The organism is Streptomyces sp. NPDC020958 (assembly GCF_055562175.1).
This window is the reverse complement of sequence record NZ_JBVHFU010000002.1, coordinates 654695-681131: the sequence shown is the minus strand read 5'-3', so window position 1 is coordinate 681131 and position 26437 is coordinate 654695. Positions and strand designations below refer to the sequence as shown.

At 71.7% G+C, this 26437-nt stretch carries 26 protein-coding genes; 14 read left to right on the top strand and 12 right to left on the bottom strand.

The features are described from left to right. Positions 1–16: 16 nt before the first annotated feature. Together ACZ3KP_RS08865 and ACZ3KP_RS08860 are read right to left on the bottom strand one after the other, a co-directional pair. Positions 17–622 carry a DUF1003 domain-containing protein gene (locus ACZ3KP_RS08865; RefSeq protein ID WP_467497617.1) on the bottom strand — a complete coding sequence of 202 codons (606 nt, stop codon included), beginning with the start codon at positions 620–622 and terminating at the stop codon, positions 17–19. Further along, positions 606–1928 (bottom strand): magnesium transporter MgtE N-terminal domain-containing protein, encoded by a 1323-nt coding sequence (locus ACZ3KP_RS08860; protein ID WP_358984301.1) that lies wholly within the window; start codon positions 1926–1928, stop codon positions 606–608. The genes ACZ3KP_RS08865 and ACZ3KP_RS08860 overlap by 17 nt, the downstream gene beginning before the upstream one ends. Positions 1929–2127: 199 nt before the next feature. On the opposite strand from ACZ3KP_RS08860, the gene ACZ3KP_RS08855 reads away from it, so the two are divergent. Next, a complete protein-coding gene (locus tag ACZ3KP_RS08855; protein ID WP_467497615.1) occupies positions 2128–2850 on the top strand; it encodes a hypothetical protein in 723 nt (240 codons plus the stop codon). Between the two features lie 13 nt (positions 2851–2863). Here ACZ3KP_RS08855 and ACZ3KP_RS08850 read toward each other — a convergent pair whose 3' ends face one another. Both ACZ3KP_RS08850 and ACZ3KP_RS08845 read right to left on the bottom strand, forming a co-directional pair. Continuing rightward, complete coding sequence (locus tag ACZ3KP_RS08850) at positions 2864–3385, bottom strand: hypothetical protein (protein WP_467497613.1); 522 nt, start codon at positions 3383–3385, stop codon at positions 2864–2866. Positions 3386–3395: 10 nt separating this feature from the next. After that, a complete protein-coding gene (locus tag ACZ3KP_RS08845) occupies positions 3396–4526 on the bottom strand; it encodes a magnesium and cobalt transport protein CorA (protein ID WP_132888710.1) in 1131 nt (376 codons plus the stop codon). A gap of 487 nt (positions 4527–5013) precedes the next feature. On the opposite strand from ACZ3KP_RS08845, the gene ACZ3KP_RS08840 reads away from it, so the two are divergent. Then, a complete protein-coding gene (locus ACZ3KP_RS08840) occupies positions 5014–5610 on the top strand; it encodes a suppressor of fused domain protein (RefSeq protein WP_467497610.1) in 597 nt (198 codons plus the stop codon). A gap of 55 nt (positions 5611–5665) precedes the next feature. On the opposite strand, the gene ACZ3KP_RS08835 is transcribed toward ACZ3KP_RS08840, so the two are convergent. After that, positions 5666–6892, bottom strand: a complete 1227-nt coding sequence (locus ACZ3KP_RS08835; protein ID WP_358984292.1) for an MFS transporter — start codon at positions 6890–6892, stop codon at positions 5666–5668. A gap of 159 nt (positions 6893–7051) precedes the next feature. Here ACZ3KP_RS08835 and ACZ3KP_RS08830 point away from each other — a divergent pair, with 159 nt between their 5' ends. The 3 genes from ACZ3KP_RS08830 (at position 7052) to ACZ3KP_RS08820 (ending at position 9414) form a co-directional block, all read left to right on the top strand. Further along, positions 7052–7693: a DUF6758 family protein gene (locus ACZ3KP_RS08830; RefSeq protein WP_358984289.1), complete on the top strand. Its 642-nt coding sequence runs from the start codon at positions 7052–7054 to the stop codon at positions 7691–7693. A 157-nt stretch (positions 7694–7850) separates the two neighbouring features. Then, positions 7851–8708 (top strand): PHP domain-containing protein, encoded by an 858-nt coding sequence (locus tag ACZ3KP_RS08825; protein ID WP_467497607.1) that lies wholly within the window; start codon positions 7851–7853, stop codon positions 8706–8708. A 100-nt stretch (positions 8709–8808) separates the two neighbouring features. Continuing rightward, positions 8809–9414 (top strand): MarC family protein, encoded by a 606-nt coding sequence (locus ACZ3KP_RS08820; RefSeq protein ID WP_358984283.1) that lies wholly within the window; start codon positions 8809–8811, stop codon positions 9412–9414. Between the two features lie 119 nt (positions 9415–9533). Here the strand turns inward: ACZ3KP_RS08820 and ACZ3KP_RS08815 are convergent, their stop codons facing one another. Next, a complete protein-coding gene (locus ACZ3KP_RS08815; RefSeq protein ID WP_165941569.1) occupies positions 9534–9686 on the bottom strand; it encodes a hypothetical protein in 153 nt (50 codons plus the stop codon). Between the two features lie 160 nt (positions 9687–9846). Here ACZ3KP_RS08815 and ACZ3KP_RS08810 point away from each other — a divergent pair, with 160 nt between their 5' ends. After that, a complete protein-coding gene (locus ACZ3KP_RS08810; protein ID WP_467498075.1) occupies positions 9847–10749 on the top strand; it encodes an NYN domain-containing protein in 903 nt (300 codons plus the stop codon). 309 nt (positions 10750–11058) lie between these two features. On the opposite strand, the gene ACZ3KP_RS08805 is transcribed toward ACZ3KP_RS08810, so the two are convergent. After that, a complete protein-coding gene (locus ACZ3KP_RS08805; RefSeq protein WP_467497604.1) occupies positions 11059–11925 on the bottom strand; it encodes an alpha/beta fold hydrolase in 867 nt (288 codons plus the stop codon). A 240-nt stretch (positions 11926–12165) separates the two neighbouring features. Continuing rightward, on the bottom strand, positions 12166–14907 hold the full coding sequence (locus ACZ3KP_RS08800; protein ID WP_467497602.1) for a DEAD/DEAH box helicase: 2742 nt from the start codon (positions 14905–14907) through the stop codon (positions 12166–12168). Positions 14908–15492: 585 nt separating this feature from the next. Between ACZ3KP_RS08800 and ACZ3KP_RS08795 the strand changes: the two genes are divergently transcribed. Beyond that, the gene (locus ACZ3KP_RS08795; RefSeq protein WP_467497600.1) at positions 15493–16239 is read left to right on the top strand and encodes a ferritin-like fold-containing protein; all 747 of its coding nucleotides are present in this window, start codon (positions 15493–15495) and stop codon (positions 16237–16239) included. Between the two features lie 54 nt (positions 16240–16293). Here ACZ3KP_RS08795 and ACZ3KP_RS08790 read toward each other — a convergent pair whose 3' ends face one another. The 4 genes from ACZ3KP_RS08790 to ACZ3KP_RS08775 form a co-directional block, all read right to left on the bottom strand. Further along, positions 16294–16566, bottom strand: a complete 273-nt coding sequence (locus ACZ3KP_RS08790; RefSeq protein WP_467497598.1) for a hypothetical protein — start codon at positions 16564–16566, stop codon at positions 16294–16296. A gap of 173 nt (positions 16567–16739) precedes the next feature. Further along, positions 16740–16967: a DUF3107 domain-containing protein gene (locus ACZ3KP_RS08785; RefSeq protein ID WP_207921709.1), complete on the bottom strand. Its 228-nt coding sequence runs from the start codon at positions 16965–16967 to the stop codon at positions 16740–16742. A gap of 161 nt (positions 16968–17128) precedes the next feature. Then, positions 17129–17773 carry a TetR/AcrR family transcriptional regulator gene (locus ACZ3KP_RS08780; RefSeq protein ID WP_358984265.1) on the bottom strand — a complete coding sequence of 215 codons (645 nt, stop codon included), beginning with the start codon at positions 17771–17773 and terminating at the stop codon, positions 17129–17131. A 179-nt stretch (positions 17774–17952) separates the two neighbouring features. Further along, positions 17953–18177 (bottom strand): hypothetical protein, encoded by a 225-nt coding sequence (locus ACZ3KP_RS08775; RefSeq protein WP_467497595.1) that lies wholly within the window; start codon positions 18175–18177, stop codon positions 17953–17955. 220 nt (positions 18178–18397) lie between these two features. Between ACZ3KP_RS08775 and ACZ3KP_RS08770 the strand changes: the two genes are divergently transcribed. The 7 genes from ACZ3KP_RS08770 to ACZ3KP_RS08740 all read left to right on the top strand — a co-directional run bounded on the left by ACZ3KP_RS08770 (position 18398) and on the right by ACZ3KP_RS08740 (position 26320). Then, positions 18398–19390: an alpha/beta fold hydrolase gene (locus ACZ3KP_RS08770; protein ID WP_467497593.1), complete on the top strand. Its 993-nt coding sequence runs from the start codon at positions 18398–18400 to the stop codon at positions 19388–19390. A gap of 7 nt (positions 19391–19397) precedes the next feature. Beyond that, a complete protein-coding gene (locus ACZ3KP_RS08765) occupies positions 19398–20660 on the top strand; it encodes a DUF3152 domain-containing protein (protein ID WP_467497591.1) in 1263 nt (420 codons plus the stop codon). Positions 20661–20716: 56 nt separating this feature from the next. Next, positions 20717–20809, top strand: coding sequence for an Ms4533A family Cys-rich leader peptide (locus tag ACZ3KP_RS08760; protein ID WP_338059060.1), 93 nt, complete (start codon positions 20717–20719; stop codon positions 20807–20809). Between the two features lie 166 nt (positions 20810–20975). Then, the gene (locus ACZ3KP_RS08755; RefSeq protein ID WP_467497588.1) at positions 20976–22694 is read left to right on the top strand and encodes an ABC transporter substrate-binding protein; all 1719 of its coding nucleotides are present in this window, start codon (positions 20976–20978) and stop codon (positions 22692–22694) included. 4 nt (positions 22695–22698) lie between these two features. Then, positions 22699–23736, top strand: a complete 1038-nt coding sequence (locus ACZ3KP_RS08750) for an ABC transporter permease (protein ID WP_467497586.1) — start codon at positions 22699–22701, stop codon at positions 23734–23736. After that, a complete protein-coding gene (locus tag ACZ3KP_RS08745; RefSeq protein WP_467497584.1) occupies positions 23733–24731 on the top strand; it encodes an ABC transporter permease in 999 nt (332 codons plus the stop codon). The genes ACZ3KP_RS08750 and ACZ3KP_RS08745 overlap by 4 nt, the downstream gene beginning before the upstream one ends. Then, positions 24728–26320 (top strand): dipeptide ABC transporter ATP-binding protein, encoded by a 1593-nt coding sequence (locus ACZ3KP_RS08740; protein ID WP_467497582.1) that lies wholly within the window; start codon positions 24728–24730, stop codon positions 26318–26320. The genes ACZ3KP_RS08745 and ACZ3KP_RS08740 overlap by 4 nt, the downstream gene beginning before the upstream one ends. The last annotated feature ends 117 nt before the right edge of the window (positions 26321–26437 follow it).

The following is a 26437-nucleotide window of genomic DNA, read 5'->3' as shown; positions in this document are numbered from 1 at the left end:
GCCCCTATAACGCCCCTCACCGGTCGTCTACGTCACGCCCCGCCGACCGTTCTGCCGGGAATACGGCACCTTCGTGGTGGTGGTGCCCGTTCCGCCGTTCGTCCACCTCCTTGAGCAGGTCCTGCAGCTCGGAGCGGATCCAGTCCCGGGTCGCCACTTCGCCCAGGCCCATCCGCAGGGCGGCGATCTCCCGGGTCAGGTACTCGGTGTCGGCGATGGACCGCTCGTTCTGCTTGCGGTCCTGTTCCAGGTTGACCCGGTCGCGGTCGTCCTGCCGGTTCTGCGCGAGCAGGATCAGCGGGGCGGCGTAGGAGGCCTGCAGGGACAGGGCCAGGGTCAGGAAGATGAACGGGTACTCGTCGAACCGGAGCCTGCCGGGCGCCACGACGTTCCACAGCACCCACGCGATGATCACGAACGTCATCCAGACGATGAACCGTCCGGTGCCCAGGAACCGGGCGATGCGCTCGGACAGGCGGCCGAAGGCCTCCGGGTCCCACTCCGGCAGCAGCCTGCGCCGCGGCGGACGCGGCTGGTCCAGCCGGTAGGTCGCGCGCGGCCTGCCGGCCGCGGTGGCACCGGCCGGTGTCCGCTCGCGGCCGCTCTCACGCTCGGGCGCCATGGCCCCCCACCCCCTTGTGCGCCTCGTTCCGCGGCGCCTGCTCCTCCTCGGCCAGGTGGAACTCGGTCTCCCGCCAGTCCTCCGGCAGCATGTGGTCCAGTACGTCGTCCACGGTCACCGCGCCGAGCAGCGACCCCGTGTCGTCCACCACGGGCGCCGCGACCATGTCGTAGGTGGCGAAGAACCCGGCGATGATCGGGAGGGTGGCGTCCGGGTCGAGGGGTTGCAGGTCGTCGTCGATGACCAGCGAACTGACCAGGGTGTACGGGGGGTCGCGCAGCAGCCTTTGGAAGTGGACGGTGCCCAGGTACTTGCCGGTCGGGGTGTCGTCGGGCGGCCGGCAGACGTAGACCTGGGCGGCGAGGGCGGGGGAGAGGTCGGGGTTGCGGACCCGGGCGAGGGCGTCGGCGACGGTGGCGTCCGGCCGCAGCACGATGGGCTCGGTGGTCATCAGACCGCCCGCCGTGTGCTCCTCGTACGACATCAGGCGCCGCATCTCGGCCGCGTCCGCCGGCTGCATCAGGCTCAGCAGCCGTTCCTTGTCCTGTTCGGGGAGTTCGGCGAGCAGGTCGGCCGCGTCGTCGGGGTCCATGGCCTCCAGGACGTCCGCCGCCCGCTCCTCCTTCAGCTTGCCGAGGATCTCGATCTGGTCGTCCTCGGGAAGTTCCTCGAGGACGTCGGCGAGGCGGTCGTCGTCGAGGGCGGCGGCCACCTCGGCGCGGCGCTTGGCGGAGAGGTGGTGCAGCACGTTGGCGAGGTCGGCGGGGCGCAGCTGCTCGAAGGTGGCGAGCAGGCTCTCGGCACCCTGCCCGTGTTCCTCCAGCGCGAAGCCGCTGACCTGTGACCAGTCGACGGTCAGCGTCTCGCCCCTGGCCCGCCGGAAGGTGCTCTTGCGCCCCTTGCGGACGAAGACCCGGTCGACCTCCCACTCCCGCCGGGCCGGCCGCTGCGTCACTCCCAGGTCCAGGACGGTGACGTCCTCGCCGGTCTCGGTCAGCCGGACGCGGCGGTCGAGGAGTTCACCGAAGACCAGGCGTTCGGTGGGGCGCTGTTCGAAGCGGCGCACGTTGAGCACGCCGGTGGTGATGACCTGGCCGGACTCGATGCTGGTCACCCTGGTCATGGGGAGGAAGATGCGGCGCCGGGTGGAGAGTTCGACGACCAGGCCGAGCAGGCGCGGGGGTTTGCGGCTGACGCGCAGCATGACGACCAGGTCCCTGACACGTCCCACCTGGTCGCCGGTGGGGTCGAAGACGGCGACACCGGCGAGGTGCGAGACGAAGATGCGGGGAGCGCCGGCTGCCATGGCTTCGCTTCCTTTGCCTGGTGAGGTGCCGATGGATGAGTTTCCTGCCGTTTGGGCCCGCCTGATGGGCTTCAGGCTAGCCCGTACCGATCGGATACGCCCTGGTGGGCGGTCCGGACAGACTGGCTCCGCCGGGTCGGCGGGGCACCGGTACGCTGCGGTACGCCGTGCCGGACCCGTCTGAAAGGTGGCTCTGTCCGTGACCGCGATTGCTCCGGGCCGTATCCGCCGCGCCGCGCTGGTGACCGCGCTGTGCGCTCTGGCCGTCCTGACGGGATGCAGCGAGGATCCGGACGCGGGGACGAACGGGGTCGGCAAGCTGTCGCCGGGCGCGATCCAGTCGAGGACGCGGGCGGCGGCGGCCTCGGTGCCGACGGTACGGATGGCGGGGACGGTGGTCACCAGCGGGCGCACGTACCAGCTGGACATGCGTCTGAACGAGGACGGCGGGACCGGTTCGGTCACGTCGAAGGGGTCGACGTTCCAGCTGCTGCGGGTGAACGACACGCTGTATCTGCAGGCCGACGCGGGGTTCTGGAACCACGCCGACGGCAGTGACACGGCCGCCTCCAAGCTCGACGGCAAGTACGTGAAAGTGCCTCGGACGGATCCCGCGTACAAGAAGTTCAGCGGCTTCACGGACAAGGACGTCCTCCTCTCGGGCCTGCTGACCCTGCACGGTTCTCTCGCGACCGACGGCCATCACGAGCAGTCGGGTACCCGCACGATCCGCATCACCGGTGACGGCGGTTCCGGTGGCACGCTCGACGTCTCCCTCGAAGGCAAGCCGTACCCCCTTCGCCTGCAGCGCGGCGGCGGCGCGGGCACCCTCACCTTCTCCGACTGGGGTAAGGACTTCAGCGTGGCCGAACCGGAGAAGGGTGAGACGGTGGACTACGGGAAGCAGTTGCCCACGTCGTGAGCGTCCGCCGTGGTTACGCGGACTGTTCCCTCTTCCTCCGTCTGCCGAGCAGGCGCGGCAGGGCTGCCGGGACCGGGCGGCGGGTCGTCGCCGGGGACGGCACGGGCGCTTCGGCCAGGCTGTCCGCGGGCAGGGGCGACAGCGTCCCCGTCGGCCGCAGGCGCAGCACCCGGCACTCGCGCGCCCAGCGGTCCGTCATGGCCTCGCCGTCGGGGGCGTTGAGACGCTTGCCCTTGAGTTCGGCGACGGCGGTGTCCCAGTCGGGGGAGCCGGCGGGCAGTTCCGCGACCGTCGCCGTCCAGGTGACCAGTCGGCCGCCCTTGTCCTTGCTGCGGACGGTGACCTCCGCCGACCCGCCGTCGGCCAGCCCGGTCAGCGGCTGCTCGGTCCCGTCGCCGACCAGGAACACGCTCCCGTCGGCCCACGCGTGCCACATCGCCCGTGCGGCCGGTGTCCCGGCGGCCTGCACCCAGATGAGGCCGGACTTCTTGGTGGCCTCCTCGACGAGGGCCTGGTCGAGCAGCTCGCTTGTCATGGCGCCCACCCTAGAGCCAGCCGTTGCGCTTCAGCGTCCGGTGGATCCCCAGGCAGATGCAGACCGTGATGCCCATGATCACCGGGTAGCCGTACTTCCAGTGCAGCTCCGGCATGTACTTGAAGTTCATGCCGTACACCCCGCACACCATCGTCGGTACGGCGATGATCGCGGCCCATGCCGTGATCTTCCGCATGTCCTCGTTCTGCGCCACGGACGCCTGCGCGAGGTTGGCCTGGAGGATGGAGTTGAGGAGTTCGTCGAAGCCGACGACCTGCTCCTGGACGCGGGCGAGGTGGTCGGCGACGTCCCGGAAGTACTTCTGGATGTCGGGGTCGACGAGCCGCATCGGGCGTTCGCTCAGCAACTGCATCGGGCGCAGCAGCGGCGACACCGCACGCTTGAACTCCAGTACCTCGCGCTTGAGTTGGTAGATCCGCGCGGAGTCGACACCCCGGGACACGCCGCCCTTGCGGCCCGGCGTGAAGACCTCGGTCTCCACCTCGTCGATGTCGTCCTGCACGGCGTCGGCGACCGCCACGTAGCCGTCGACGACGTGGTCGGCGATGGCGTGCAGCACGGCCGAGGGGCCCCTGGCGAGCAGCTCGGGATCGTCCTGGAGCCGGTGCCGCAGCGCCCGCAGCGAGCCCTGGCCGCCGTGCCGGACGGTGATGAAGAAGTCCCGGCCGGTGAAGCACATGACCTCGCCGGTCTCCACGACCTCGCTGTTGGCGGTGAGCTGGTCGTGCTCGACGTAGTGGATGGTCTTGAAGACCGTGAAGAGGGAGTCGTCGTACCGCTCCAGCTTGGGGCGCTGGTGGGCCTGGACCGCGTCCTCCACGGCCAGCGGGTGCAGCCCGAACTCGCTCGCGATACCGGCGAATTCGGCCTCCGTCGGCTCGTGCAGGCCGATCCAGACGAAGCCGCCGTCCCGGCGCACCAGCCGCATCGCCTCGTGCGGGGTCAGCGGCGTCGCCGTCTCGACGCGGGCGCCGTCGCGGTACACCGCGCAGTCGACGACGGCCGAGGGCGTACCGGGGTCGCGGGTGGTGTCGTACGCCCCGTTGTCGGGCCGCAGGCTCTTGCGCAGCGAGGGGCGGGACGGACGGACCACGGCGCGCAGGTCGCGGATCATCGACATGGGCAGGCTCCTTCGCGACAGGCAGCGAAAGATCGCCGGAGAACGGGTGGAACCACCCGGAATGAGGACGTCCTGACTGCGGATGTTTGGCGCGTCCACAAAGCGGGGAGCACCGCACCGTTGCGGTGGCGACTTCGCTACTGATTCGGATCAGACGAACACATCCCGACAGATCCGGAAGGGATCGGTCAGCGGGATCAGGCAAGCGGAGACGAAGTGCTCTTCCGAACGACGACGCGCACGAAAAGGCGGTAGCCAGCCAGAGACGAGATTCAGAGGCCGGAAGAGCGAGTGGTACTGCACGGGTGACTTCGATCCATGACAGCCCCACCTCCTCCAGCCGGTCCCTCGTAAGGGAGTCCTGTCGGCGTCGGGGTCTGACCGCGACGCTCAGCGTGCTGCCCCGAACCACCGCGGCTAGACTAGCAGCAGCCCTTGGTGTCAAGGCGCCGCTTTGCCCGGTGCTGACGAGTTCTATGCTCACGACATGGCTGATGTTCTTCCTCTGGTCGAGGCCCGGTTGACCACCGCACTGGGCGAACCGGACGCGCGCGCGGCGGTCACCTTCCTCGGTACGGACCGCATCGAGGTGCTCCGTTTCCACGAGGACCTCCAGGGTGAGAACGTCGTCCGCTACGCCACGCTCGGCATGTCGGCGCACCCCATGACCGACCCCACGGCGATGGTCGCGGACCCCGTCAAGGGGCCCCGCGCCGAGCTGGTGCTGTCGGTCCGGGCCGGCCGCGCCGAGACCGACAAGGTGCTCCGCGCGCTCGCCGTCCTCGCCGCTTCCCCGCAGGTGGAGGGGCTGGTCGTGGCCCCCGGCGCGTCCCTCGACGTGGGCGGGCCGCTGTGGCCGGGCGCCCCCTTCACCTCCGTCCTGGTCGGCGAGCCGGGCGGTCTCGTCGAGGATCTGGAGCTGGACGGGCCGTTCGATCCCGTACGGTTCCTGCCGCTGCTGCCGATGACGCCGAACGAGGCCGCCTGGAAGCGGGTGCACGGCGCCCAGCCGCTCCAGGAGCGCTGGCTCGCGCACGGGACGGACCTCCGGGATCCTGCCCGGAGGTCCGTCCCGTTGGACTGACCCGTCAGCCGGCCGCGCTTGGTGAGCAAGCTCACGAAACGCGGCCCCGAAGGCGTCAGTTGGCGAACACCGTGACGCTGTCCTCGCTGACGTGCCGCGCCTCGAGCTCCTCGGCGTCGTGGGCGAGCGCCTTGCGCCGTACCAGCACCACGGCCGCGCCCAGCACGGCGGTGACCGCCGCCACCAGGAACGGGACGTGGATGTCGCTCCACTCCTCGATCTTCGGCGCGAAGTAGGGCGCGGCGGCCGCCGCGAACCAGCGGACGAAGTTGTAGCCCGCGCTCGCCACCGGGCGCGGCGCGTCCGACACGCCGAGGGCCAGTTCGGTGTACACGGTGTTGTTCACGCCGATGAACGCGCCGGACAGGATCGTGCAGACGATCGCGGCGGTGTGGCCGCCGTAGCCGAGCACGAGGACGTCCGCGGCGAGCAGCACCAGCGAGCCGCCGAGCACCTTCAGGGAGCCGAACCGCTCCTGCAGGCGCGGTGCCACGAGCACCGAGAACAGCGCGAGCAGCACGCCCCAGGCGAAGAACACCGCACCCGAGCGGTACGGGGTCATGTTCAGCACGAACGGGGTGAAGGCCAGCACGGTGAAGAACGTGTAGTTGTAGAAGAACGCGGACGCCGCGGCGGAGGCGAGGCCGCCGTGTCCCAGCGCCTTGAGCGGGTCGAGGATCGACGTCTTGCGGGCCGGCTTGGGCTGCTCCTTCAGGAACGCGGTGATGCACAGGAAGCCGACCGCCATCAGGGTGGCGGTGCCGAAGAACGGGTAGCGCCAGCTGAGGTTGCCGAGCACCGCGCCCAGCAGCGGGCCGCAGGCCATGCCGAGACCGAGGGCGGACTCGTAGAGCAGGATCGCGGCGGCGCTGCCGCCGGCCGCCGCGCCGACGATGACCGCGAGGGCGGTGGAGACGAACAGGGCGTTGCCGAGGCCCCAGCCGGCCCGGAAGCCGACCAGCTGGCCGACGGTGTCCGAGGTGCCGGCCAGGCCTGCGAAGACGACCACGAACGCGAGGCCGAGCAGCAGCGTCCGGCGCCCGCCGATCCGGCTGGAGACGAAACCGGTGAGCAGCATCGCCACGGCGGTGATCAGGAAGTACGAGGTGAAGAGCAGGGAGACCTGGCCGGGCGTGGCGTCCAGGCCCTTGGCTATGGACGGCAGGATCGGGTCGACGAGTCCGATGCCCATGAAGGCGACCACGGACGCACCCGCCGTCGCCCACACGGCCTTCGGCTGCCGCAGGATGCCGCCTGCTCCCGCGTCGAATGGGTCGGCCATGCGCTTCCTCCGCTCGATCGGATTTGGTTGGTGTTTACACATACTAAGTTAGGTGAGCTAATAAATGCAAGATGCATCTAGTTTCACCCGGTGAACGGTTCGGGCCGGACGGGTGATCGTCCTTGACGTGGGGGATTCCGGGTAGGACCGTGGGGCCCTATGAGGGGCGAACCCAGTTGCCCGAAGTGTGGTGGCCGGGTCAGGGCTCCCGGACTCTTCGCCGACACCTGGCAGTGCGATGTGCACGGGACCGTGTACCCGGTGCAGCCCGTGATACCGCCCAGCGTCGAGGCGCTCGACGTGGTGGTGCACCGCACCCAGGTGCCGGTGTGGATGCCCTGGCCGCTGCCGGTCGGCTGGCTGTTCACGGGTGTGGCCTGCGCCGGGGACGACCGCAGTGGCGGCCGGGCGACCGCCGTCGCCTGCTCGGGGCCCGCGCCGCTCGGCGGGATAGGGGAGATGATCCTGGTCGCCGAGGAACTGGGCGTCGGCCTCGGCGCACGGTACGCGGGCATCGACGGGCCGGATCCCGGGCCGTACATGAGCGTGGAGAAGCCGGCGCAGGCGAAGGTGCTGGCCGCGGGGCGGCCCGCGCCGTTGTGGCACGTCACCGGGGCCCCCGACGACCGGGCCGTCTTCGCGGGAGAGGCCCGGGGGCTGTGGCTGTGGGCCGTGGTGTGGCCCGAGCAGACCGGGCTGCTGATGTACGACGAGCTGGTGCTGACCGATCTGCGGGACGCCGGGGCCGAGGTGGACATCGTGCCCTGCGGGGCGCTGTCGCCCAGGTTGCTGGAGCCGTAGGGCCGGACGGGTTCCTCGCCTGCCCGGGGTGCGCGGCTGCGCTTCCGGTGCGCCGGGTGTACGGAGTGCCCCCCGCTTTCGGGTGTGACAGGACCCCCTCTTCCGGCCGCTATCCTTGACGCGTCCCCATCCGTACCGCCCCGCTGGAGTCCGTGTCGTGCGCATCGATCTGCACTGCCACTCCACCGCGTCCGACGGTACGGACACCCCCGCCGAACTGGTGCGCAACGCCGCGGCCGCCGGGCTCGACGTCGTCGCGGTGACCGATCACGACACCACCCGCGGGTATGCCGAGGCCGTCGCCGCGCTGCCCGGGGGACTCACCCTCGTCACCGGGGCCGAGCTGTCCTGCCGCGTCGACGGCGTCTCCATGCACATGCTGGCCTACCTCTTCGACCCCGAGGAGCCGGCGCTGCTCGCCGAGCGCGAGCTGGTCCGGGACGACCGGGTGCCGCGCGCCCAGGCCATGATCGCCAAGCTGAACGCGCTGGACGTGCCGGTGACCTGGGAGCAGGTCGAGCGGATCGCCCGGGGCGGTTCCGTGGGGCGGCCGCACGTCGCCTCCGCGCTCGTCGAGCTCGGTGTCGTACCGACCGTGAACGACGCCTTCACCGAGGAGTGGCTGGCCGACGGAGGCCGGGCCTTCGTGGAGAAGCACGAGACCGACCCCTTCGAGGCGATCCGGCTGGTCAAGGGCGCCGGCGGGGTGTGCGTGTTCGCGCATCCGGCAGCCGCCAAGCGCGGGCGCACGGTGCCCGAGTCGACGATCGCCGCGCTGGCCGCGGCCGGTCTCGACGGCATCGAGGTCGACCACATGGACCACGACGAGGCCACCCGGGCACGGCTGCGGGGTCTCGCGGCGGAGCTGGGTCTGCTGGTCACCGGGTCCTCGGACTACCACGGCAGCCGCAAGACGGTGGCGCTCGGCGCGTACACGACCGACCCCGAGGTGTACGGCGAGATCACGCGCCGGGCGACGGGCGCGTTCCCGGTTCCGGGGACCGGCGGGGCCTGAGTCCCGGCCCTCGTACGTCCGGTCTCCCCGTCCCCGAAGTCCCCGGACTTCCTCCCCAAGCTTCTCCGCAAGCTCCTTCAGCAAGGCCTGTGGCTCACCCATGTTCGACCTCGCCGTGTTCGGCTCCCTCTTCCTGACCCTCTTCGTCATCATGGATCCCCCCGGGATCACCCCGATCTTCCTCGCCCTCACCGCCGGCCGGCCCGGCAAGGTGCAGAGGCGGATGGCCTTCCAGGCGGTGTGCGTGGCGGGCGGTGTCATCACCGTCTTCGGCCTCCTGGGGCACCAGATCCTGGACTACCTCCACGTCTCCGTGCCCGCGCTGATGATCGCGGGCGGGCTGCTGCTCCTGCTCATCGCCCTCGACCTGCTCACCGGCAAGAACGACGAGCCGAAGCAGACCAAGGACGTCAACGTGGCGCTCGTACCGCTGGGCATGCCGCTGCTGGCCGGGCCCGGCGCGATCGTCTCGGTCATCCTCGCCGTGCAGAAGGCCCACGGCGTCGCCTCGCAGGTGTCCGTGTGGGTCGCGATCCTCGCCATCCACGTCGTGCTGTGGCTGGTGATGCGCTACTCGCTGCTGATCATCCGCGTCATCAAGGACGGCGGCGTGGTCCTGGTGACGCGCCTCGCGGGCATGATGCTGTCCGCGATCGCCGTGCAGCAGATCATCAACGGCGTCACCCAGGTGATCAGGGGCGCCTGAGCCCGGCAGAGGCGGAGCCCCGGCAAGCGCGGAGCCCCCGCACGGCGTGAGTGCCGTGCGGGGGCTCCGAAGACTCTGCGGTGTTCCGCGTGTCGGTGTGGCTCGTCTCTCGTATTCCGTTACGACGTCTGGTTCTCGGCCGGTCGGATCCACAGACGCTGCCCGACGGCGGCGGCCTGCTGCACGATCCTGTTGACGGAGGCGGCGTCCACGACAGTGCTGTCCACGGTGGTGCCGTCGACCTCGTCGAGTCGCATGATTTCGAAGCGCATGGCCTCTCCCTTCGTCTGGTGTTCCGTCCTAGTCAACGACTTGCGTGTTACAAACATTCCCTACGCTAAAGAAATTTTTCGAACGTCTAACTACTGACCGGTACGAGTATCGAGGAGACTGACCGGGACCGGTTGTGTTCGCAGCGTGACCGCCGGGACAATGGAGGTGATGAACGACGACCTCCCCGCCCTCCAGGCCCGTATCGACCGCACGAACGAGCTGCTCACCCGCATGCTCGCCGAAGTGGCCAAGACGCCCTCGACGCACGCGATCTTCGTCGACGCGGGCTACCTCTACGCGGCCACGGGCCGGCTCGTCGCCGGGACGGAGGACCGCCGGGCCTTCGACCTCGACGCCGAAGGACTGATCGAGGCGCTCATCGACAAGGCGCGCCAGATCTTCGCGGACAGCAGGCTGCTGCGCGTCTACTGGTACGACGGCGCCCGCCGCCGCATCCACACCGCCGAGCAGCAGGTCATCGCCGAACTCCCCGACGTCAAGGTCCGCCTCGGCAACCTCAACGCCAACAACCAGCAGAAGGGCGTCGACTCCCTGATCCGCACCGACCTGGAGTCACTCGCCCGGCACCGCGCGATCAGCGACGCGGCCCTGCTCGGCGGCGACGAGGACCTGGTCTCCGCGGTCGAGGCGGCCCAGGGGTACGGCGCCCGCGTCCACCTCTGGGGCATCGAGGCCCCCGAGGGCCGCAACCAGGCCGAGCCGCTGCTCTGGGAGGTCGACAGCCAGCGCACCCTCGACCTCCAGTTCTTCAAGCCGTACGTCTCCCGGCGTGCCGCCCCGGCCTACGACGCCGGCGCCACCAGACCCACCCGCGAGGACGTCCGCTTCGTCGGCGCGCAGATCGCCGCCAAGTGGCTGTCCGCGCGGGGGCGTGAGGCGCTGGTCGAGCTGCTCCCCGGCCACCCCTACCTGCCCGGGTCCGTCGACCAGGACCTGCTCGTCGAGGCCGAGACCCTCCTCCAGTACTCGCTGCGCGGCCAGGCCGACCTGCGCCGGGCCCTGCGCGACGGCTTCTGGGAGCACCTCCGGACGCAGTACTAGGGGCGCGCGTCCGGCGTGTGCGAGGCGTTTCGCGCTCTAGGGGCTGTCCGGCGGATCAGGTCGCAGGGAAGCAAGGGTGACTCGTCGGCCGAGGTGAGCGGGGTCTGGTGCGTCCGGCTGCACGGCGGAGGAGCCGTGGCCGATCAGCCGCTGCCGCGGCGGGCGACGCGGTGGGGGCACCTCCCGGCCGGAGGCTGGGGGACGTCGGGGACCGACGACAACGCCGCTGGGGGTCCCCCCCACGCCTTTCGGGCAGTGGGGGAGGGCGCACCAGACCCCGCGTCTGCGGCATGATCCGCCGGACAGCCCCTAACCTTCCGTGCTCTCCCAGAAGGCGGCGATCACCTCGGCGGTGGGTGCCGGCCGGTCGGTGTTGGGGGAGTGCTCCGCGCCGTCGACGACCGTACGGCGGGCGCCCAGCCGCAGCGCCATCTCGTCCAGCAGCGGCACCGGCCAGGTGTCGTCCCGCGCGCCCGACAGCACGTGGTACGGCAGAGCGACGGCGGCGAGTTCGGCGACGCGGTCCGGCTCGGTGCACAACTGGCGTCCGGTGGCGAGGAGTTGCGCCGGCTTGTTGTGCAGCCAGCGGCGCCGCAGATCCTCGCGGTCCACCGGCCCCTCGTCCAGTTCCTCCGGCGCCTCCAGAGCCTGCATCGCCTCCCACACCTCGGCCATCGACATCACGGCGAGGGCGTCCCGCAGCAGCTTCACCCGCTGCTGCTGGGAGGGGGAGATCTGAGCCGGGCCCGAGGCCATGAGCGTCAGCGACCGGAACGGCGTGGGGTCGAGCAGCACGGCCGCCCGGGCGATCTGGCCGCCCAGGGAGTGGCCCAGCAGATGCACCGGCCGCCCGTCGCCGACGGCCGCCGCCTGCGCCAGCACGTCCCGCGCCAACTCCTCCTGGGCGTAGGCCGATTCGTCGTCATGCGGTCCGTCGGACTCGAACTGCCCACGGCCGTCCACCGCGACGGTCCGGTACCCGTGGGCGCCCAGAGCCGGGTGCAGGAGGTTGAAGTCCTCCTTGCTGCCGGTGAACCCGGGCAGCAGCAGTGCGGTCCCCCGCGGCTCCACCCCGGCCGCCACGGGCGCGTCGACGACGGCGAACTCACCGCGCGCGGTGGTGAGCGCGTACGCGTGAGCACCGGCGGGCGGGACGAAGGAAGAAGGCCTGCTCATGGGGGAGAGCGTAACGGGCGGCGCGCGACGCACCGGGGGACGGTGGGTGAATCCGGCCGGTTGGGGGGCGGGGGTGCTTGTGGTCGGGGGCGCTGCGCGCGGTGGGGGCGCCGTCAGCGTCGCCGTGGACCGTTTTCGAAGTGCTGCCCGCCGTCCGGGGGCGGCGCCCGGCCCGGGGTGGGGACGCCGACGGCCCGGCCCACACGGGGTGGGCCGGGCCGTCGTGATGGCTCGGTCGGCTCAGGCCTCGGGAGCCGCGGCGGTCGCCTTCCGGGTCCGGCGGACCTTCGGCTTCGCCTCGGCGTCGGCCGCCGCCGCGGACTCGGCCGCCTTGCGGGTGGTCCGGCTCCTGGGCTTGACCTCCGGCTCGCCGCTGGCCTGCGCCGGGATCTCCGCGGTGGCGGCGGCTGCCGTCTTGCGGGTCCGGCGGGGCTTGGCCTCGGTGGCTTCCGTGGTGTCCGCGGCGGTCTCCGGGGCGGCTGCCGTCTTCCGGGTGCGGCGCGGCTTGGCCTCGGCGGCGTCCGCCGTGTCGACCGCGGCGTCCGCCGTGTCGACCGCGGCCTCGGCGGCCTTGCGGGTCCGGCGCGGCCTGGGCGCGGGGGCTTCGGCCTCGACGGTCTCCGGGGCGGCGGCTGCCGTCTTCCGGGTCCGGCGGGGCTTGACCTCCGCATCCGCCGTGGGCTCGACCGGCTCGACGGCGGTGGCGGCCGTCTTGCGGGTGCGGCGGGGCTTCGGCGCGGCCTCGGCGTCCGCCACGGCGGTCTCCGGGGCGGCTGCCGTCTTCCGGGTGCGGCGCGGCTTGGCCTCGGCGGCGTCCGCCGTGTCGACCGCGGCGTCCGCCGTGTCGACCGTGGCCTCCGCCGTGTCGACCGCGGCCTCGGCGGCCTTGCGCGCCGTACGCCGGCGCGGTTTGGCCTCCTCCGTGGCCTCCTCGGCGGCGACCGGGGCGGCGGCTGCCGTCTTCCGGGTCCGGCGGGGCTTGGTCTCGGTGGCCTCGGCGGTGTCCACCGCGACCTCCGCGGCGGCCGTCGCCTTGCGCGTGCGGCGCGGCTTCGGCTCCTCGGCGGCCTCCGGCTCCGGGGCGGTCGCGACCTGCTCGACCTGCTCGACCGGCGCGGCGGTCTTGCGGGTGCGGCGGCGGGCCGGGGCCACCGGGGCCTCGACGGCGGCCTCCGGGGCCGCCTCCGCGGTCTCGGCCGCCGGGGCGGCGGCTGCCGTCTTGCGGGTGCGGCGGGGCTTGGTCTCGGTGGCCTCGGCGGTGTCCACCGCGACCTCCGCGGCGGCCGTCGCCTTGCGCGTGCGGCGCGGCTTCGGCTCGGCGACGGCCGGCTCCACGGCCGCGGGGGCGGCCTCGGGAACCTCGGTCACCGGGGCGGTCACCGCAGTGACCTCCGCCTGCGGCGCGGACTCGGCGGAGCGGCGGGTGCGGCGGCGGCGCGGCTTCTCCGGCGCGGCCTGCTCCGGCACGGCCTCCACCGTCTCCACGACGGCCTCGGGCGTCACGGTCACCGGCGCGGCGGCCGCCACCGGCTCCTGCGACGCCCCGCCGCGGGTACGGCGTCGGCGGCGCGGGGTCCGGGTGGCCGTGGCCTCCTCGGCGGCGGGCGGCGCGGTCTCGGCGGCCGGCGACGTGGCCGTCGTACCGGGGGCCGGTTCCATGGCCGAACCGCCGCGCGTGCGACGACGGCGGCGCGGGGTACGGGCCGGACGCTCGCGCTCCTCGGTACGGGACTCCGCGCGGGACTCGTTGCGACCGCCCCGGCCACCGCGACCGCGGCCACCGCGGCCGCCGGTCTCGCCCAGGTCTTCCAGCTCCTCCGCGTCGAGCCCGGCGCGGGTGCGCTCCGCGCGCGGCAGGACACCCTTGGTGCCCGCGGGGATCTTCAGGTCCTCGAAGAAGTGCGGGGAGGTCGAGTACGTCTCCACCGGGTCGGGGAACTTCAGGTCCAGCGCCTTGTTGATGAGCTGCCAGCGCGGGATGTCGTCCCAGTCGACGAACGTGATCGCGGTGCCCGACGCGCCCGCGCGGCCGGTACGGCCGACCCGGTGCAGGTAGGTCTTCTCGTCCTCGGGGGACTGGTAGTTGATGACATGGGTGACACCCTCGACGTCGATGCCGCGCGCGGCGACGTCGGTGCAGACGAGGACGTCCACCTTGCCGTTGCGGAAGGCGCGCAGCGCCTGCTCGCGGGCGCCCTGGCCGAGGTCGCCGTGGACGGCGCCGGAGGCGAAACCGCGGCGCTGGAGCTGCTCGGCGATGTCGGCGGCGGTGCGCTTGGTGCGGCAGAAGATCATCGCGAGCCCGCGGCCCTCGGCCTGCAGTATGCGCGCGATCATCTCCGGCTTGTCCATGGAGTGCGCGCGGTAGACGAACTGCGCGATGTTCGCGACGGTCGCGCCCTCGTCGTCCGGCGCGGTGGCGCGGATGTGGGTGGGCTGGCTCATGTACCGGCGCGCGAGGCCGATGACCGCGCCCGGCATGGTGGCCGAGAACAGCATGGTCTGGCGCTTGGCCGGAAGCATGTCGATGATCTTCTCGACGTCGGGCAGGAAGCCCAGGTCGAGCATCTCGTCGGCCTCGTCGAGGACGAGCGACTTGATGTGCTTGAGGTCGAGCTTGCGCTGGCCCGCGAGGTCGAGGAGACGGCCCGGCGTGCCGACGACGACGTCGACGCCCTTCTTCAGGGCCTCGACCTGCGGCTCGTAGGCCCGGCCGCCGTAGATGGCGAGAACGCGTACGTTGCGGACCTTGCCGGCCGTCAGCAGGTCGTTGGTGACCTGGGTGCACAGCTCGCGGGTCGGGACGACCACGAGCGCCTGCGGGGCGTTGGTGAGGGCCTCGGGGGCGGCGCGGCCGGCCTCCACGTCGGCGGGGACGGTCACGCGCTCCAGGAGCGGTAGACCGAAGCCGAGGGTCTTGCCGGTGCCGGTCTTGGCCTGGCCGATGACGTCGGTGCCGGACAGGGCGACCGGGAGTGTCATCTCCTGGATGGGGAAGGGGTTGATGATGCCGACGGCTTCCAGGGCCTCGGCGGTCTCGGGGAGGATCCCGAGTTCTCGAAACGTCGTAGTCAGGGTGCTGCCTCTTCTGTGTGGCGCGGCACGAGGCGAGCGCGGGGGTCTTTGACGGACCGTGCCGGGGACGTCGGCTGCCTTACGGACGGGCTGTGGGGGGCACGCCGTAGTGCACGGGACCTCTGCCGACGCTCTAGCGCTCGTACCGCTGAGGGTGTCTCCCTCCGGTCGACGTACGCGATGTGCCGTACGCGCCGGGAGGGCTGTCGGTTCGGAGCCGATCGGGCCACCGACCGGGCATCCTCATACGTGCGGCCTGTCGAGGCACGTCTGAAACAGACGGCGTACCAGCAGGCGCATTACCACCATACCCCGGAATCGTGCACATGCGATGGCCGATTTGGTCACGTCGTGGTACTCGCGGTGGCTGACCAGGAGCTTCCCCCAGGACTTCCACGACTTTCCGGGACTCGTGAGGGGTCGCCGGGGGACCGCTCGGCGACCGCTCGGGGGTTTCCCCCAGCGCTTCCCCGAGGCGGCGAGCGGGCTATTGTGCGCTTCATGACGAGCTCTGACAAGCCTGAGACCGCCTCCGCCGAACCGACCGGTGTCGCCGCCCAGGACTGGGGACAGGCGGCCGCCGACCCGCAGTACCGAGCCGCGGTCGTGGACCTGCTCGGCGCGCTCGCGTACGGCGAGCTCGCGGCGTTCGAGCGCCTCGCGGAGGACGCCAAGCTGGCGCCCACGCTGTCCGACAAGGCCGAGCTGGCGAAGATGGCGTCGGCCGAGTTCCACCACTTCGAGCGGCTGCGGAACCGGCTGACGGAGATCGGCGAGGACGCGACGCAGGCCATGGACCCGTTCGTCGCGGCCCTCGACGGCTTCCACCGGCAGACGGCGCCGTCGGACTGGCTGGAGGGCCTGGTGAAGGCGTACGTCGGCGACTCGATCGCCAGTGACTTCTACCGGGAGGTCGCAGCCCGGCTGGACACCGACACGCGCGAGCTGGTGCTGGCCGTTCTCGACGACACGGGGCATGCCGGGTTCGCGGTGGAGAAGGTACGGGCCGCCATCGACGCCGATCCCCGGGTGGGGGGCCGACTGGCGCTGTGGGCGCGGCGGTTGATGGGAGAGGCGCTGTCGCAGTCGCAGCGCGTCGTCGCCGACCGGGACGCGTTGTCGACCATGTTGGTGGGCGGGGTCGCCGACGGCTTCGATCTCGCCGAGGTGGGACGGATGTTCTCGCGGATCACCGAGGCGCACACCAAGCGGATGGCCGCGCTGGGTCTGGCCGCCTGACGCCCGTCGCGGGGGTTCCGGTCCAGGGCGGGTCAGGGATCCCGGCGCCGGGCGCTACGCCGGGATCGATCGTCGGCGCAGGCGGCGGCCCGCGGGGCGCAGCAGCAGGGAGAGGGACGCCGCCGAGACGACCGCCGCACCCACGAGGCTCACGAAGGCAGTGCCGGGGCCCAGCGCGCTGTGGGTGACGAAGTCCCCGAACAGGGCTCCCGCGACACCCGTGGAGAACACCAGCGGGCGGGCCGGAAGACGGTGGGACAGGCGGCTGTTCGCGGCCCACGCCAGGGCCAGGCCGAGCAGGGCGGATCCAAGGACTTCCAGGAACATCACGGGGGGTCCCTCCCACGGCCGGCCGGTGCTTCGCGGTCGTAGCCCGTCATACCCGTGACCTGCGGAATGCAATCCTCCTCTGTGGGTGACGTGTGGGCCGCATGGGGAGGACGGACACGACGCAGGGGCCCGGCGGACGGGTGTCCGCCGGGCCCCTGCGTCGTGTGTGACTAGAGCGCGCTGAATCCGACCTTGCGCACGGTCGGTTCGCCGAGCTCGACGTATGCGAGGCGGTCCGTCGGGACCAGGACCTTGCGGCCGCGCTCGTCCTCCAGGGACAGCACCTGCGACTTGCCCGACAGCGCGTCGGCGACGAGGCGTTCGACCTCTTCGGCGTTCAGACCGCTCTCCAGAACGATCTCGCGAGGCGCGTGCTGCACGCCGATCTTGACCTCCACGGCTATGTCCCTCCGACGGTCAGTGAAGTGCGCGACCTTACGCGCCGTACGCTGCACACATTAGCCCGGTGAGGGGACGTACATGCTGCGGGCGTGCACGCCAGGAGCGAACAGCGAACGGGAATGCGGCGCGGGCGGCCCGCCCGTGGGCGCCGCCCCGGTCAGTGGTGGGAATCGATGCCGTGCAGCGGGAAGCCGGCGATGCCCCGCCAGGCCAGCGAGGCCAGCAGCTGAACCGCCTGGTCGCGCGGGACGCTGCGGTCGCTGTGCAGCCAGGAGCGCGCCACCACCTGGGCGAGTCCGCCGAGGCCGGAGGCCAGCAGCATCGACTCCGCGCGCGAGAGGCCGGTGTCCTCGGCGATCACGTCGCAGATCGCCTCGGCGCACTCGGTCGTCACCTTGTCGACGCGCTCGCGCACCGCGGGCTCGTTCGTCAGGTCGGACTCGAAGACCAGGCGGAAGGCACCGCCGTCGTCCTCGACGTACGCGAAGTAGGCGTCCATGGTCGCGCGGACGCGCTGCTTGTTGTCGGTGGTCGACGCCAGCGCGCCGCGTACCGCCTGGATCAGGGCGTCGCAGTGCTGGTCCAGCAGCGCCAGGTACAGGTCGAGCTTGCCCGGGAAGTGCTGGTAGAGAACGGGCTTGCTGACACCGGCGCGTTCGGCGATGTCGTCCATCGCGGCCGCGTGGTACCCCTGTGCGACGAAAACCTCCTGGGCGGCGCCCAGCAGCTGGTTCCGTCGGGCACGGCGCGGCAGGCGAGTGCCCCGCGGGCGTGCCGCCTCTGTCTGCTCGATGGCTGTCACGCCGCCTCCCAAAGTCGTCCACATGCGGATCGCGCCGCCCGGCCATCGTACTTTTCGGTAACCGTGATGTGCGCGGTGCGAGCGCAGAATTTCACGTACCGGACGGCGGCGAAAGCCGCACCAGGAAATGCACCGGGAAATACGGACAGAGCAGGTGGGGCCGCCGGAGACCGGTCGCGTCAGCGGTAGTCGTCCTCGTCGTGCGAGACCACACGTGCCTGCTCGGCCAGATCGGCCTCGTTCGCGCGTTCCGGGTCCACCGTGGTGAGCGGATCGTCGTGGGACGGTGCGAGGTCCGTGTGCTGCTCGGCTGCGTCGCCCTCCGGGGCCTCGACGTCGATCTCGGGGGTGTCCTCCGCCTCCAGATCGTCGAGCGCGTCGGGGTCGGTCGGTTCATAAGTCATGGTGGGGCTCCCTTCCTTCGAACGTCCCTGGCTGAGCAGGGGGCCACAAACGGGTGCCCTGTTTACGAGCGTAGGAGACACCGGATGCGGACGCCATGTCGCCTGGGCCGTTCGTCGCGTGTGTCCGGTGCCGCGTGCCCGCGCCGCCGTAGGGCACGCCCGGTGGATCTGTGACGGCGAACACACGAACCACTGTGTGATCGTCTCGTAACATTGGCCCATGTCGTCGACCGAGCTGCCGTCCGTACCGCCCACCAGCGTGCTCCCGAAGGCAAAGGCCGTCAGAGTCGCCGAGGGCGAGCGGCTGCGGTCGGTGGGACTGCCCGGCGTGACCCTGTCGATCCGTTCCCGGCCACCCGCGCGCGAGGGCCTGCCGCCCGCGCTGTACGTCCACGGACTCGGCGGTTCCTCGCAGAACTGGTCGGAGCTGATGGAGCGGCTCGAAGGCGTCGTGGACGGCGAGGCGGTGGACCTTCCGGGCTTCGGCAACTCTCCGCCGCCGGACGACGGCGACTACTCCGTCACCGGGCACGCGCGCGCGGTCATCCGTTATCTCGACGCGGCCGGCCGCGGCCCGGTCCACCTCTTCGGCAACTCGCTCGGCGGCGCGGTCTCCACCCGGATCGCCGCCGTCCGCCCCGACCTCGTCCGCACGCTCACCCTGGTCTCGCCGGCGCTGCCCGAGCTGCGGGTGCAGCGCACCGCCGTGCCGACGATCCTGATCGGCCTGCCCGGCATCGCCGGACTCCTCACCCGTACGACCGGCAGGTGGACCGCCGAGCAGCGCGTACGGGGCGTCCTGTCCCTCTGTTACGGCGATCCGGGCCGGGTGACGCCCGAGGCGTTCGAGTACGCGGTGGAGGAGCTGGAGCGGCGGCTGCGGCTGCCGTACTTCTGGGACGCGATGGCGCGGTCCGCGCGCGGGATCATCAACGCGTACACCCTGGGCGGCCAGCACGGGCTGTGGCGCCAGGCCGAGCGCGTCCTCGCCCCCACGCTGCTGATCTACGGCGCGCGTGACCAGCTCGTCGGCTACCGCATGGCCCAGCGGGCCGCGCGCAGCTTCCGCAACTCCCGCCTGCTGTCCATGCCGGACGCCGGGCACGTGGCGATGATGGAGTACCCGGGGGTGGTGGCCGGGGCGTTCCGGGAACTGCTGGCGGACGCCGAGAGGTCCGGCGGCGGCACCGCCGCTGCGGGCACGGGGAGCTGAGGGACGGGTGGGACGCCACAGCCGCCGCGGCCCGGCACCCCAGGGCGACGCCGCGGGCACGGCCGGCGTGGGCGCGGTGCGTTCCGCCGACGGCGCTCCGGCTGACGGCACCCCAGCTGACGTCAGCGCGGCTCGCGGTACCCCGGCGGCCGGCGTTGCCCGGGGCCGTGACGGGCAGTCCCGGCAGCGGGAGGCGAGCGCAGGCCGGCCGGGCGGCGTGTCGATACCGCGGCAGCGGCGGGGTTCCCCCGGCGGCCCCCGGCAGGACCACGTCGATGCCTTCGACAGGGAAGTCGACGCCTTCGACGGAGAAGCCGACGTCTTCACGCCCCGCTCCGGCATCGGCACGCAGCGTGCGGAAACGTATCGGCGGTTCCCCGGCCCGCGTACCTCGCCGCTCGCCGCCGAGCCGTACGGCGGCGAGGGCGAGGCGCCGCCCACCGGCGAACCCGCGCAGCCCAGGGGCGGCAAGGGCCGAACCTTCACCGGCATCGCGGCCGCCGCCGTCACCACCGTGCTCGCGGTGATCGTCGCCGGACAGGTCGCCGACGGTCGTGACGGCGGTGCACGCGCCGGATCGGGCGCCGACGCGCGGGCCACCGACGGAGCCGCTTCGCGCGGCGACAGCCGGACCACGCCGTCCACGTCCGCCTCGCCGAGTCTGGCCACGCTGTCGTACGCGCAGGCGATGGACACCAAGTACCCGCTCGGCGCCGAGCTGGCCGGCTCCGGGAAGTTCACCGCCGTGCCCGGGAGCGCGAAGGCGCCCGGCAGGGGCCGGAAGTACACCTACCGCGTCGACGTGGAGCAGGGGCTGGGCCTGGACGGGAAACTGTTCGCGGAAGCCGTGCAGAAGACGCTCAACGATGACCGCAGCTGGGCCCACGACGGCGCCCGCACCTTCGAGCGCGTCTCCTCCGGCAGGCCCGATTTCGTGATCACGCTGGCCAGCCCCGGCACCACCGCCAAGTGGTGTGCGAAGTCGGGCCTCGACACGACCGAGGACAACGTGTCCTGCGATTCGGCGTCCACCCAGCGCGTGATGATCAACGCGTACCGGTGGGCGCAGGGCAGCAAGACGTACGGCGACGCGATCCACGCCTACCGGCAGATGCTGATCAACCACGAGGTGGGCCACCGGCTCGGCTACGGCCACGTGACGTGCGACAAGGACGGCGAGCCGGCGCCGGTCATGCAGCAGCAGACCAAGTTCCTCGACCACGACGGAATCCACTGTCTCCCCAACCCCTGGCCCTATCCCAGGAGTTGACAGGTGGCGCATACATCACATTGACATGCGCAGAAAGTTCCTTCATATTTTTGGGCATGTCGTCCCCCCACGCCTCTTCGCGCGCCGCCATCGAGCTGGCGCTCATCGGCGTGACCGCGCTCTGCGTGGCCGACATCCACTGTCGCTGACCGTCGCCCTCCGGCGTTCGTGTCGCGATTCTCCTGTGCCGCCGTGACCTGGGTCACGGCTCTTTCGACGACCTGACGCCCGGGCAGACGTCTGTTCACTTTCGTCTCACTCCTCGTCAATCTGTCTCGTCAATTGAGACACGCCTTCCGAGAGGTCGTCATTCCGATGCGTCAACCGTCCGCCAGAGCGCGCCGTGCGGCCGTGGCAACCGTCAGCCTGGTCGTGGCAGCGGGTGCCGCCGCCTGCGGGCCGAAGGACAACGATGCCAAGGGCTCCGGTGGCGACTCCACGCCGCACAAGGGCGGCACGCTGACCGTGCTGAACTCCGACCCCCAGTCGGACTTCGACCCGGCCCGCCTGTACACCTCCGGCGGCGGCAACGTGCCCTCCCTGGTGTTCCGCACGCTCACCACCCGCAACCGCGCGAACGGCGCCGCCGGTACCAAGGTCGTCCCCGACCTGGCCACCGACACCGGCCGCCCGAACAAGGACGCGACCGTGTGGACGTACACCCTCAAGGCGGGCCTCAAGTACGAGGACGGCACCGCGATCACGTCCGCCGACATCAAGTACGGCATCGAGCGCTCCTTCGCCCCCGAGCTCTCCGGCGGCGCGCCCTATCTGCGGGACTGGCTGGCCGGCGCGGCCGGCTACCAGGGGCCGTACAAGGACAAGAAGGGGCTGTCGGCGATCGAGACGCCGGACAGCCGCACGATCGTCTTCCACCTGAACAAGCCCGAGGGCGAGTTCCCCTACCTGGCCACGCAGACGCAGTTCGCGCCCGTCCCGAAGGCCAAGGACACCGGTACGAGGTATGAGGAGCACCCGGTCTCCTCCGGCCCGTACAAGGTCGTCGAGAACGACAACGACGGCGAGCACCTGGTGCTGGAGCGGAACACGTACTGGACGGCGTCCGTCGACGACCAGCGCAAGGCCTACCCGGACAAGATCGACGTCCGCTCCGGGCTCGACTCCTCCGTGATCAACCAGCGGCTCTCGGCGTCCCAGGGCGCGGACGCGGCGGCCGTCACCACGGACACCAATCTCGGCCCGGCCGAACTCGCCAAGGTGACCGGCGACAAGGAGCTGGCCGCGCGGGTCGGCACCGGCCACTTCGGCTACACCAACTACATCGCGTTCAACCCGACGGTGAAGCCGTTCGACAACGCCAAGGTGCGCCAGGCGGTCTCCTACGCCGTCGACCGGTCCTCCGTGGTCAACGCCGCGGGCGGCAGCGCGCTCGCCGAGCCCGCGACCACCTTCCTGCCGAACCAGAAGTCCTTCGGCTACACGCCCTACGACCTCTTCCCGGCCGGTGCCACCGGCAACGTGGCCAAGGCCAAGGAGCTGCTGAAGGAGGCGGGCTACCCGAACGGGCTCACGGTCACGCTCACCCACGACAACGCCCAGAACTTCAAGACCAGCCCCGAGATCGCGACCGCCGTCCAGGACGCCCTCAAGAAGGCCGGCATCACCGTCAAGCTCCAGGGCCTGGAGGACAACAACTACTCGGACACCGTCCACAGCGTGAAGACCGAGCCCGGCTTCTTCCTCTCCGCCTGGGGCGCCGACTGGCCCTCCGGCGGTCCCTTCCTCGCCCCGATCTTCGACGGCCGGCAGATCGTCAAGGACGGCGCGAACTTCAACTCCGGTCTGCTCAACGACGCATCGGTCAATGCCGAGATCGACGCGATCAACAAGTTGACCGATCTTGACGCCGCCGCCGAGCGGTGGGGCGCGCTGGACAAGAAGATCGGTGCACAGGCGCTGACCGTCCCGCTGTTCCACCCCGTCTACAAGCGGCTGGTCGGCAAGGACATCAGGAACGTCGTGATCAGCGACTGGACCGGTGTCCTGGACATCTCCCAGGTCGCGGTGAAGTAGCGACGTGAGCGAGGCACTTGTCGCCCCCCAGGCCCCCGAGGCGCTCGCCTCGGGGGCTTCGGGGGCCCGCCGGTTCTGGCGGCGGCTGCGTGCGCAGCGGGCCGCCCTGGTCGCGGCGGGGATCGTCGCGCTGCTCGTCCTGGTCGCGCTCACCGCGCCGCTGCTCACCGCCTTGGAGGGCCAGGACCCCACCACCTACCACCCCGCCCTGGTGGACTCCGCGCGCGGTGGTGTGCCCATCGGCTCCCTCGGCGGCGTCGGCGCCGACCACTGGCTCGGCGTCGAACCGGGGACCGGCCGGGACCTGTTCGCGCGGCTCGTCTACGGCGCACGGGTCTCCCTCGGCGTCGCCCTGGCGGCGACCACCGTGCAGGTCCTCCTCGGTGTCGTCGTCGGTGTCACGGCCGGACTCGGCAACCGATGGGTTGATCAACTGTTGAGCCGGATCACCGACATCATCGTCGCCATGCCGTTGATCATCATGGCCCTGGCCCTGCTGGCCGTCGTGCCCAGCAGCTTCCCCAGGCCGGTCCTGGTCTCCCTCATCATCGGCTTCGTCGCGTGGGGCACCATCGGCAAGATCGCGCGCGCCGCGACGCTCTCCCTGAAGAACCTCGACTACGTGGCCGCCGCGCGGCTCAGCGGCTGGAGCACCTGGCGGATCGCCCGCCGGGAACTGCTGCCCGGCCTCGCCGCGCCCGTCATCACGTATGCCGCGCTCATGGTGCCGGCCAACATCGCCATCGAGGCCTCGCTGTCCTTCCTGGGCGTCGGTGTGAAGCCGCCGACCCCGTCCTGGGGCCAGATGCTCACCTCCGCCAACGTCTGGTACCAGGCGGCCCCGCAGTACCTGCTGCTGCCCGCGGGCGCACTGTTCGTGACCGTGCTCGCGCTCACCGTGTTCGGCGACGGCGTCCGCACCGCCCTCGACCCGCGCTCGGCCTCCCGGCTGCGCGTCGGGACCGGCCGCAAGCAGCAGACGAAGGCGGACGCCGGGCCGCGGACGGCACAGCCGACCGCCGCGAAGGAGGACCGGTCATGAACGGCTTCGCCGGATTCGCGCTGCGCCGTGCCGTGGGCGCGGTCGTCACCCTGCTGGCCATCTCGGTGATCGTCTACGTCGTCTTCTACGTCACCCCCGGCAACGTCGCACAGATCACCTGCGGCCCTCGCTGCTCGCCGGAACAGGTGCACCAGGTCGCCCAGCAACTCCGACTCGACGACCCGCTGTACGTGCGCTACGGGCACTTCCTCCAGGGCATCGTCGCCGGCCAGGACTACTCCACCGGCACCTCCGTCGCGCACTGCGCGGCCCCCTGCCTCGGGCTCTCGTACCAGAGCGACCAGCAGGTCATGCAGATCATCCTCACCAAGCTGCCGGTCAGCCTGTCGCTGGTGATCGGCGCGATGGTGCTCTGGCTGCTGCTGGGCGTCGGCACCGGCATCCTCTCCGTCTGGCGGCGCGGCCGGTTCACCGAGCGCGCCCTGACCGGCCTCACCCTGGCCGGCATCTCCACGCCGGTCTTCGTCATCGGCCTCGTCCTGATGATCGTGGTCTGCGGGCAACTGGAGCTGCTGCCGTTCCCGGAGTACGTCTCCTTCTCCGACGACCCCGAGCAGTGGGCCTGGAACCTGCTGCTGCCCTGGGTGACCCTCGCGGTCGCCGAAGCGGCCTACTTCGCCCGGCTGACCCGGGCGTCGATGCTGGAGACCCTCGCCGAGGACCACATCCGCACCTTCCGGGCCTACGGCGTCGGCGAGCGGGCGATCGTCGGCCGCCACGCGCTGCGCGGCGCGCTCGCGCCGATCATCGCCCTGAACGCCAACGACGTCGGCAGCGCGGTCGGCGGAGCCGTGCTGATCGAGAGCCTCTTCGGTCTCCCCGGCATCGGCCAGGAACTCGTCCACGCCGTCACCGTGGTCGACCTGCCCGTGGTCGTCGGCATGGTTCTGGTCATCGGCTTCTTCGTGGTCCTCGCCAACGCCGTCGCGGACGTGCTGTACGCGCTGGCCGACCGACGGGTGGTACTGACGTGAGTCTGGTCCGAGTCACTGACCTGACCGTGGAGTTCGGAGACCTGCGGGCCGTGGACGGGCTCTCCTTCACCCTGGCGCCGGGCGCCGCCCTCGCGCTGGTCGGCGAGTCCGGCTCCGGCAAGTCCACGGTCGCCTCGGCCCTGCTCGGCCTGCACCACGGCACGGGCGCGCGGGTCGGCGGCTCGATCGAGGTCGCCGGCATCGACGTACAGGCCGCCTCCGACGCCGAACTGCGACGACTGCGCGGCGCGAAGGCGGCGATGGTCTTCCAGGACCCGCTGTCCTCCCTGGACCCGTACTACGCGATAGGCGACCAGATCGCCGAGGTGTACCGCGTGCACGCCCGCGTGTCACGGCGAGCCGCACGCGCGCGTGCCGTGGAGGTCCTCGACCGGGTCGGCATCCCGGACGCCCCGCGCCGGTCCGGGTCCCGCCCGCACGAGTTCAGCGGCGGCATGCGCCAGCGCGCGCTGATCGCCATGGCGCTCGCCTGCGAACCCGACCTGCTGATCGCCGACGAGCCGACCACGGCTCTCGACGTGACCGTCCAGGCCCAGATCCTCGACCTGCTGCACACGTTGCGCGAGGAGACCGGCATGGGCCTGCTGCTCGTCACGCACGACGTGGGCGTCGCCGCCGAGAGCGTCGACCAGGTGCTCGTCATGCGGCACGGCCGGGTGGTCGAACAGGGCCCGGTCACCGGTGTGCTCGGGGCCCCCACCCAGCCGTACACGCGTGAACTGCTCTCCGCCGTCCCGCGGGTGGACGCGGCGCGTACGCCCTCCGAGGCGTCCGGCGAGGTGGTCCTGGAGGCGACGGGCCTGCGGCGCGAGTTCGGGCGCGGCAAGCGGGCGTTCACGGCCGTGGACGACGTGTCGCTGACCGTCCGCCGGGGCGAGACCCTCGGCGTCGTCGGCGAGAGCGGCAGCGGCAAGACGACGCTCGGCCGGATGCTGGTCGGACTGCTGGAGCCGACGGCGGGCGAGGTCCGCTACGACGGGCACGCGCGTGTGGGCGTCGACCCGGCCCTCCAGATGGTCTTCCAGGACCCGGTCTCCTCGCTCAACCCGCGCCGCAGCGTGGGCGAGTCGATAGCCGACCCGCTCCGCGCCCGCGGCGACAGGGACGAGGGGCGCATCCGGGGGCGGGTGGTCGAGCTGCTGGAGCGCGTGGGGCTCGAAGGCGCGCACTACGACCGCTACCCGCACGAGTTCAGCGGTGGCCAGCGCCAGCGCGTGGGCATCGCGCGGGCGCTCGCGGCCGACCCGCGCGTCATCGTCTGCGACGAGCCGGTCTCCGCGCTGGACGTCACCACCCAGGCCCAGGTCGTCGCCCTGCTCGGCGAACTCCAGCGCGAACTCGGGCTGGCGCTCGTCTTCGTCGCCCACGACCTCGCCGTCGTCCGCCAGGTCAGCGACCGGGTCGCGGTCATGCGCCGCGGCCGGATCGTGGAGACCGGGCCCGCCGACGAGGTGTACGACAGCCCCAAGGACCCGTACACCCGGCAACTCCTCGCCGCCGTACCCGCCCTCGACCCCGAGGCCGCGGCCCGGCGCCGGGCCGCCCGCCGGGAGCTGGCGTCGGCGTGACGTTTCCGCTCCTCCCCTGGGCGCGATGAGGTGACGTCGCGCAGTCGGACAATCTCTTAGCGCGACAGAACGCGGTCCGCACGCGAAAGTTACGACCGTTCACCCCTTTTGGTGGCG

Bases quoted from the DNA above. Each gene is read 5' to 3' on its own strand.
- ACZ3KP_RS08865 (WP_467497617.1), bottom strand. From the start codon at position 622: ATGGCGCCCGAGCGTGAGAGCGGCCGCGAGCGGACACCGGCCGGTGCC.
- ACZ3KP_RS08860 (WP_358984301.1), bottom strand. From the start codon at position 1,928: ATGGCAGCCGGCGCTCCCCGCATCTTCGTCTCGCACCTCGCCGGTGTC.
- ACZ3KP_RS08850 (WP_467497613.1), bottom strand. From the start codon at position 3,385: ATGACAAGCGAGCTGCTCGACCAGGCCCTCGTCGAGGAGGCCACCAAG.
- ACZ3KP_RS08845 (WP_132888710.1), bottom strand. From the start codon at position 4,526: ATGTCGATGATCCGCGACCTGCGCGCCGTGGTCCGTCCGTCCCGCCCC.
- ACZ3KP_RS08840 (WP_467497610.1), top strand. From the start codon at position 5,014: ATGGCTGATGTTCTTCCTCTGGTCGAGGCCCGGTTGACCACCGCACTG.
- ACZ3KP_RS08835 (WP_358984292.1), bottom strand. From the start codon at position 6,892: ATGGCCGACCCATTCGACGCGGGAGCAGGCGGCATCCTGCGGCAGCCG.
- ACZ3KP_RS08830 (WP_358984289.1), top strand. From the start codon at position 7,052: ATGAGGGGCGAACCCAGTTGCCCGAAGTGTGGTGGCCGGGTCAGGGCT.
- ACZ3KP_RS08820 (WP_358984283.1), top strand. From the start codon at position 8,809: ATGTTCGACCTCGCCGTGTTCGGCTCCCTCTTCCTGACCCTCTTCGTC.
- ACZ3KP_RS08815 (WP_165941569.1), bottom strand. From the start codon at position 9,686: ATGCGCTTCGAAATCATGCGACTCGACGAGGTCGACGGCACCACCGTG.
- ACZ3KP_RS08810 (WP_467498075.1), top strand. From the start codon at position 9,847: ATGGAGGTGATGAACGACGACCTCCCCGCCCTCCAGGCCCGTATCGAC.
- ACZ3KP_RS08805 (WP_467497604.1), bottom strand. From the start codon at position 11,925: ATGAGCAGGCCTTCTTCCTTCGTCCCGCCCGCCGGTGCTCACGCGTAC.
- ACZ3KP_RS08800 (WP_467497602.1), bottom strand. From the start codon at position 14,907: ATGACACTCCCGGTCGCCCTGTCCGGCACCGACGTCATCGGCCAGGCC.
- ACZ3KP_RS08790 (WP_467497598.1), bottom strand. From the start codon at position 16,566: ATGTTCCTGGAAGTCCTTGGATCCGCCCTGCTCGGCCTGGCCCTGGCG.
- ACZ3KP_RS08775 (WP_467497595.1), bottom strand. From the start codon at position 18,177: ATGACTTATGAACCGACCGACCCCGACGCGCTCGACGATCTGGAGGCG.
- ACZ3KP_RS08770 (WP_467497593.1), top strand. From the start codon at position 18,398: ATGTCGTCGACCGAGCTGCCGTCCGTACCGCCCACCAGCGTGCTCCCG.
- ACZ3KP_RS08760 (WP_338059060.1), top strand. From the start codon at position 20,717: ATGTCGTCCCCCCACGCCTCTTCGCGCGCCGCCATCGAGCTGGCGCTC.
- ACZ3KP_RS08755 (WP_467497588.1), top strand. From the start codon at position 20,976: ATGCGTCAACCGTCCGCCAGAGCGCGCCGTGCGGCCGTGGCAACCGTC.
- ACZ3KP_RS08745 (WP_467497584.1), top strand. From the start codon at position 23,733: ATGAACGGCTTCGCCGGATTCGCGCTGCGCCGTGCCGTGGGCGCGGTC.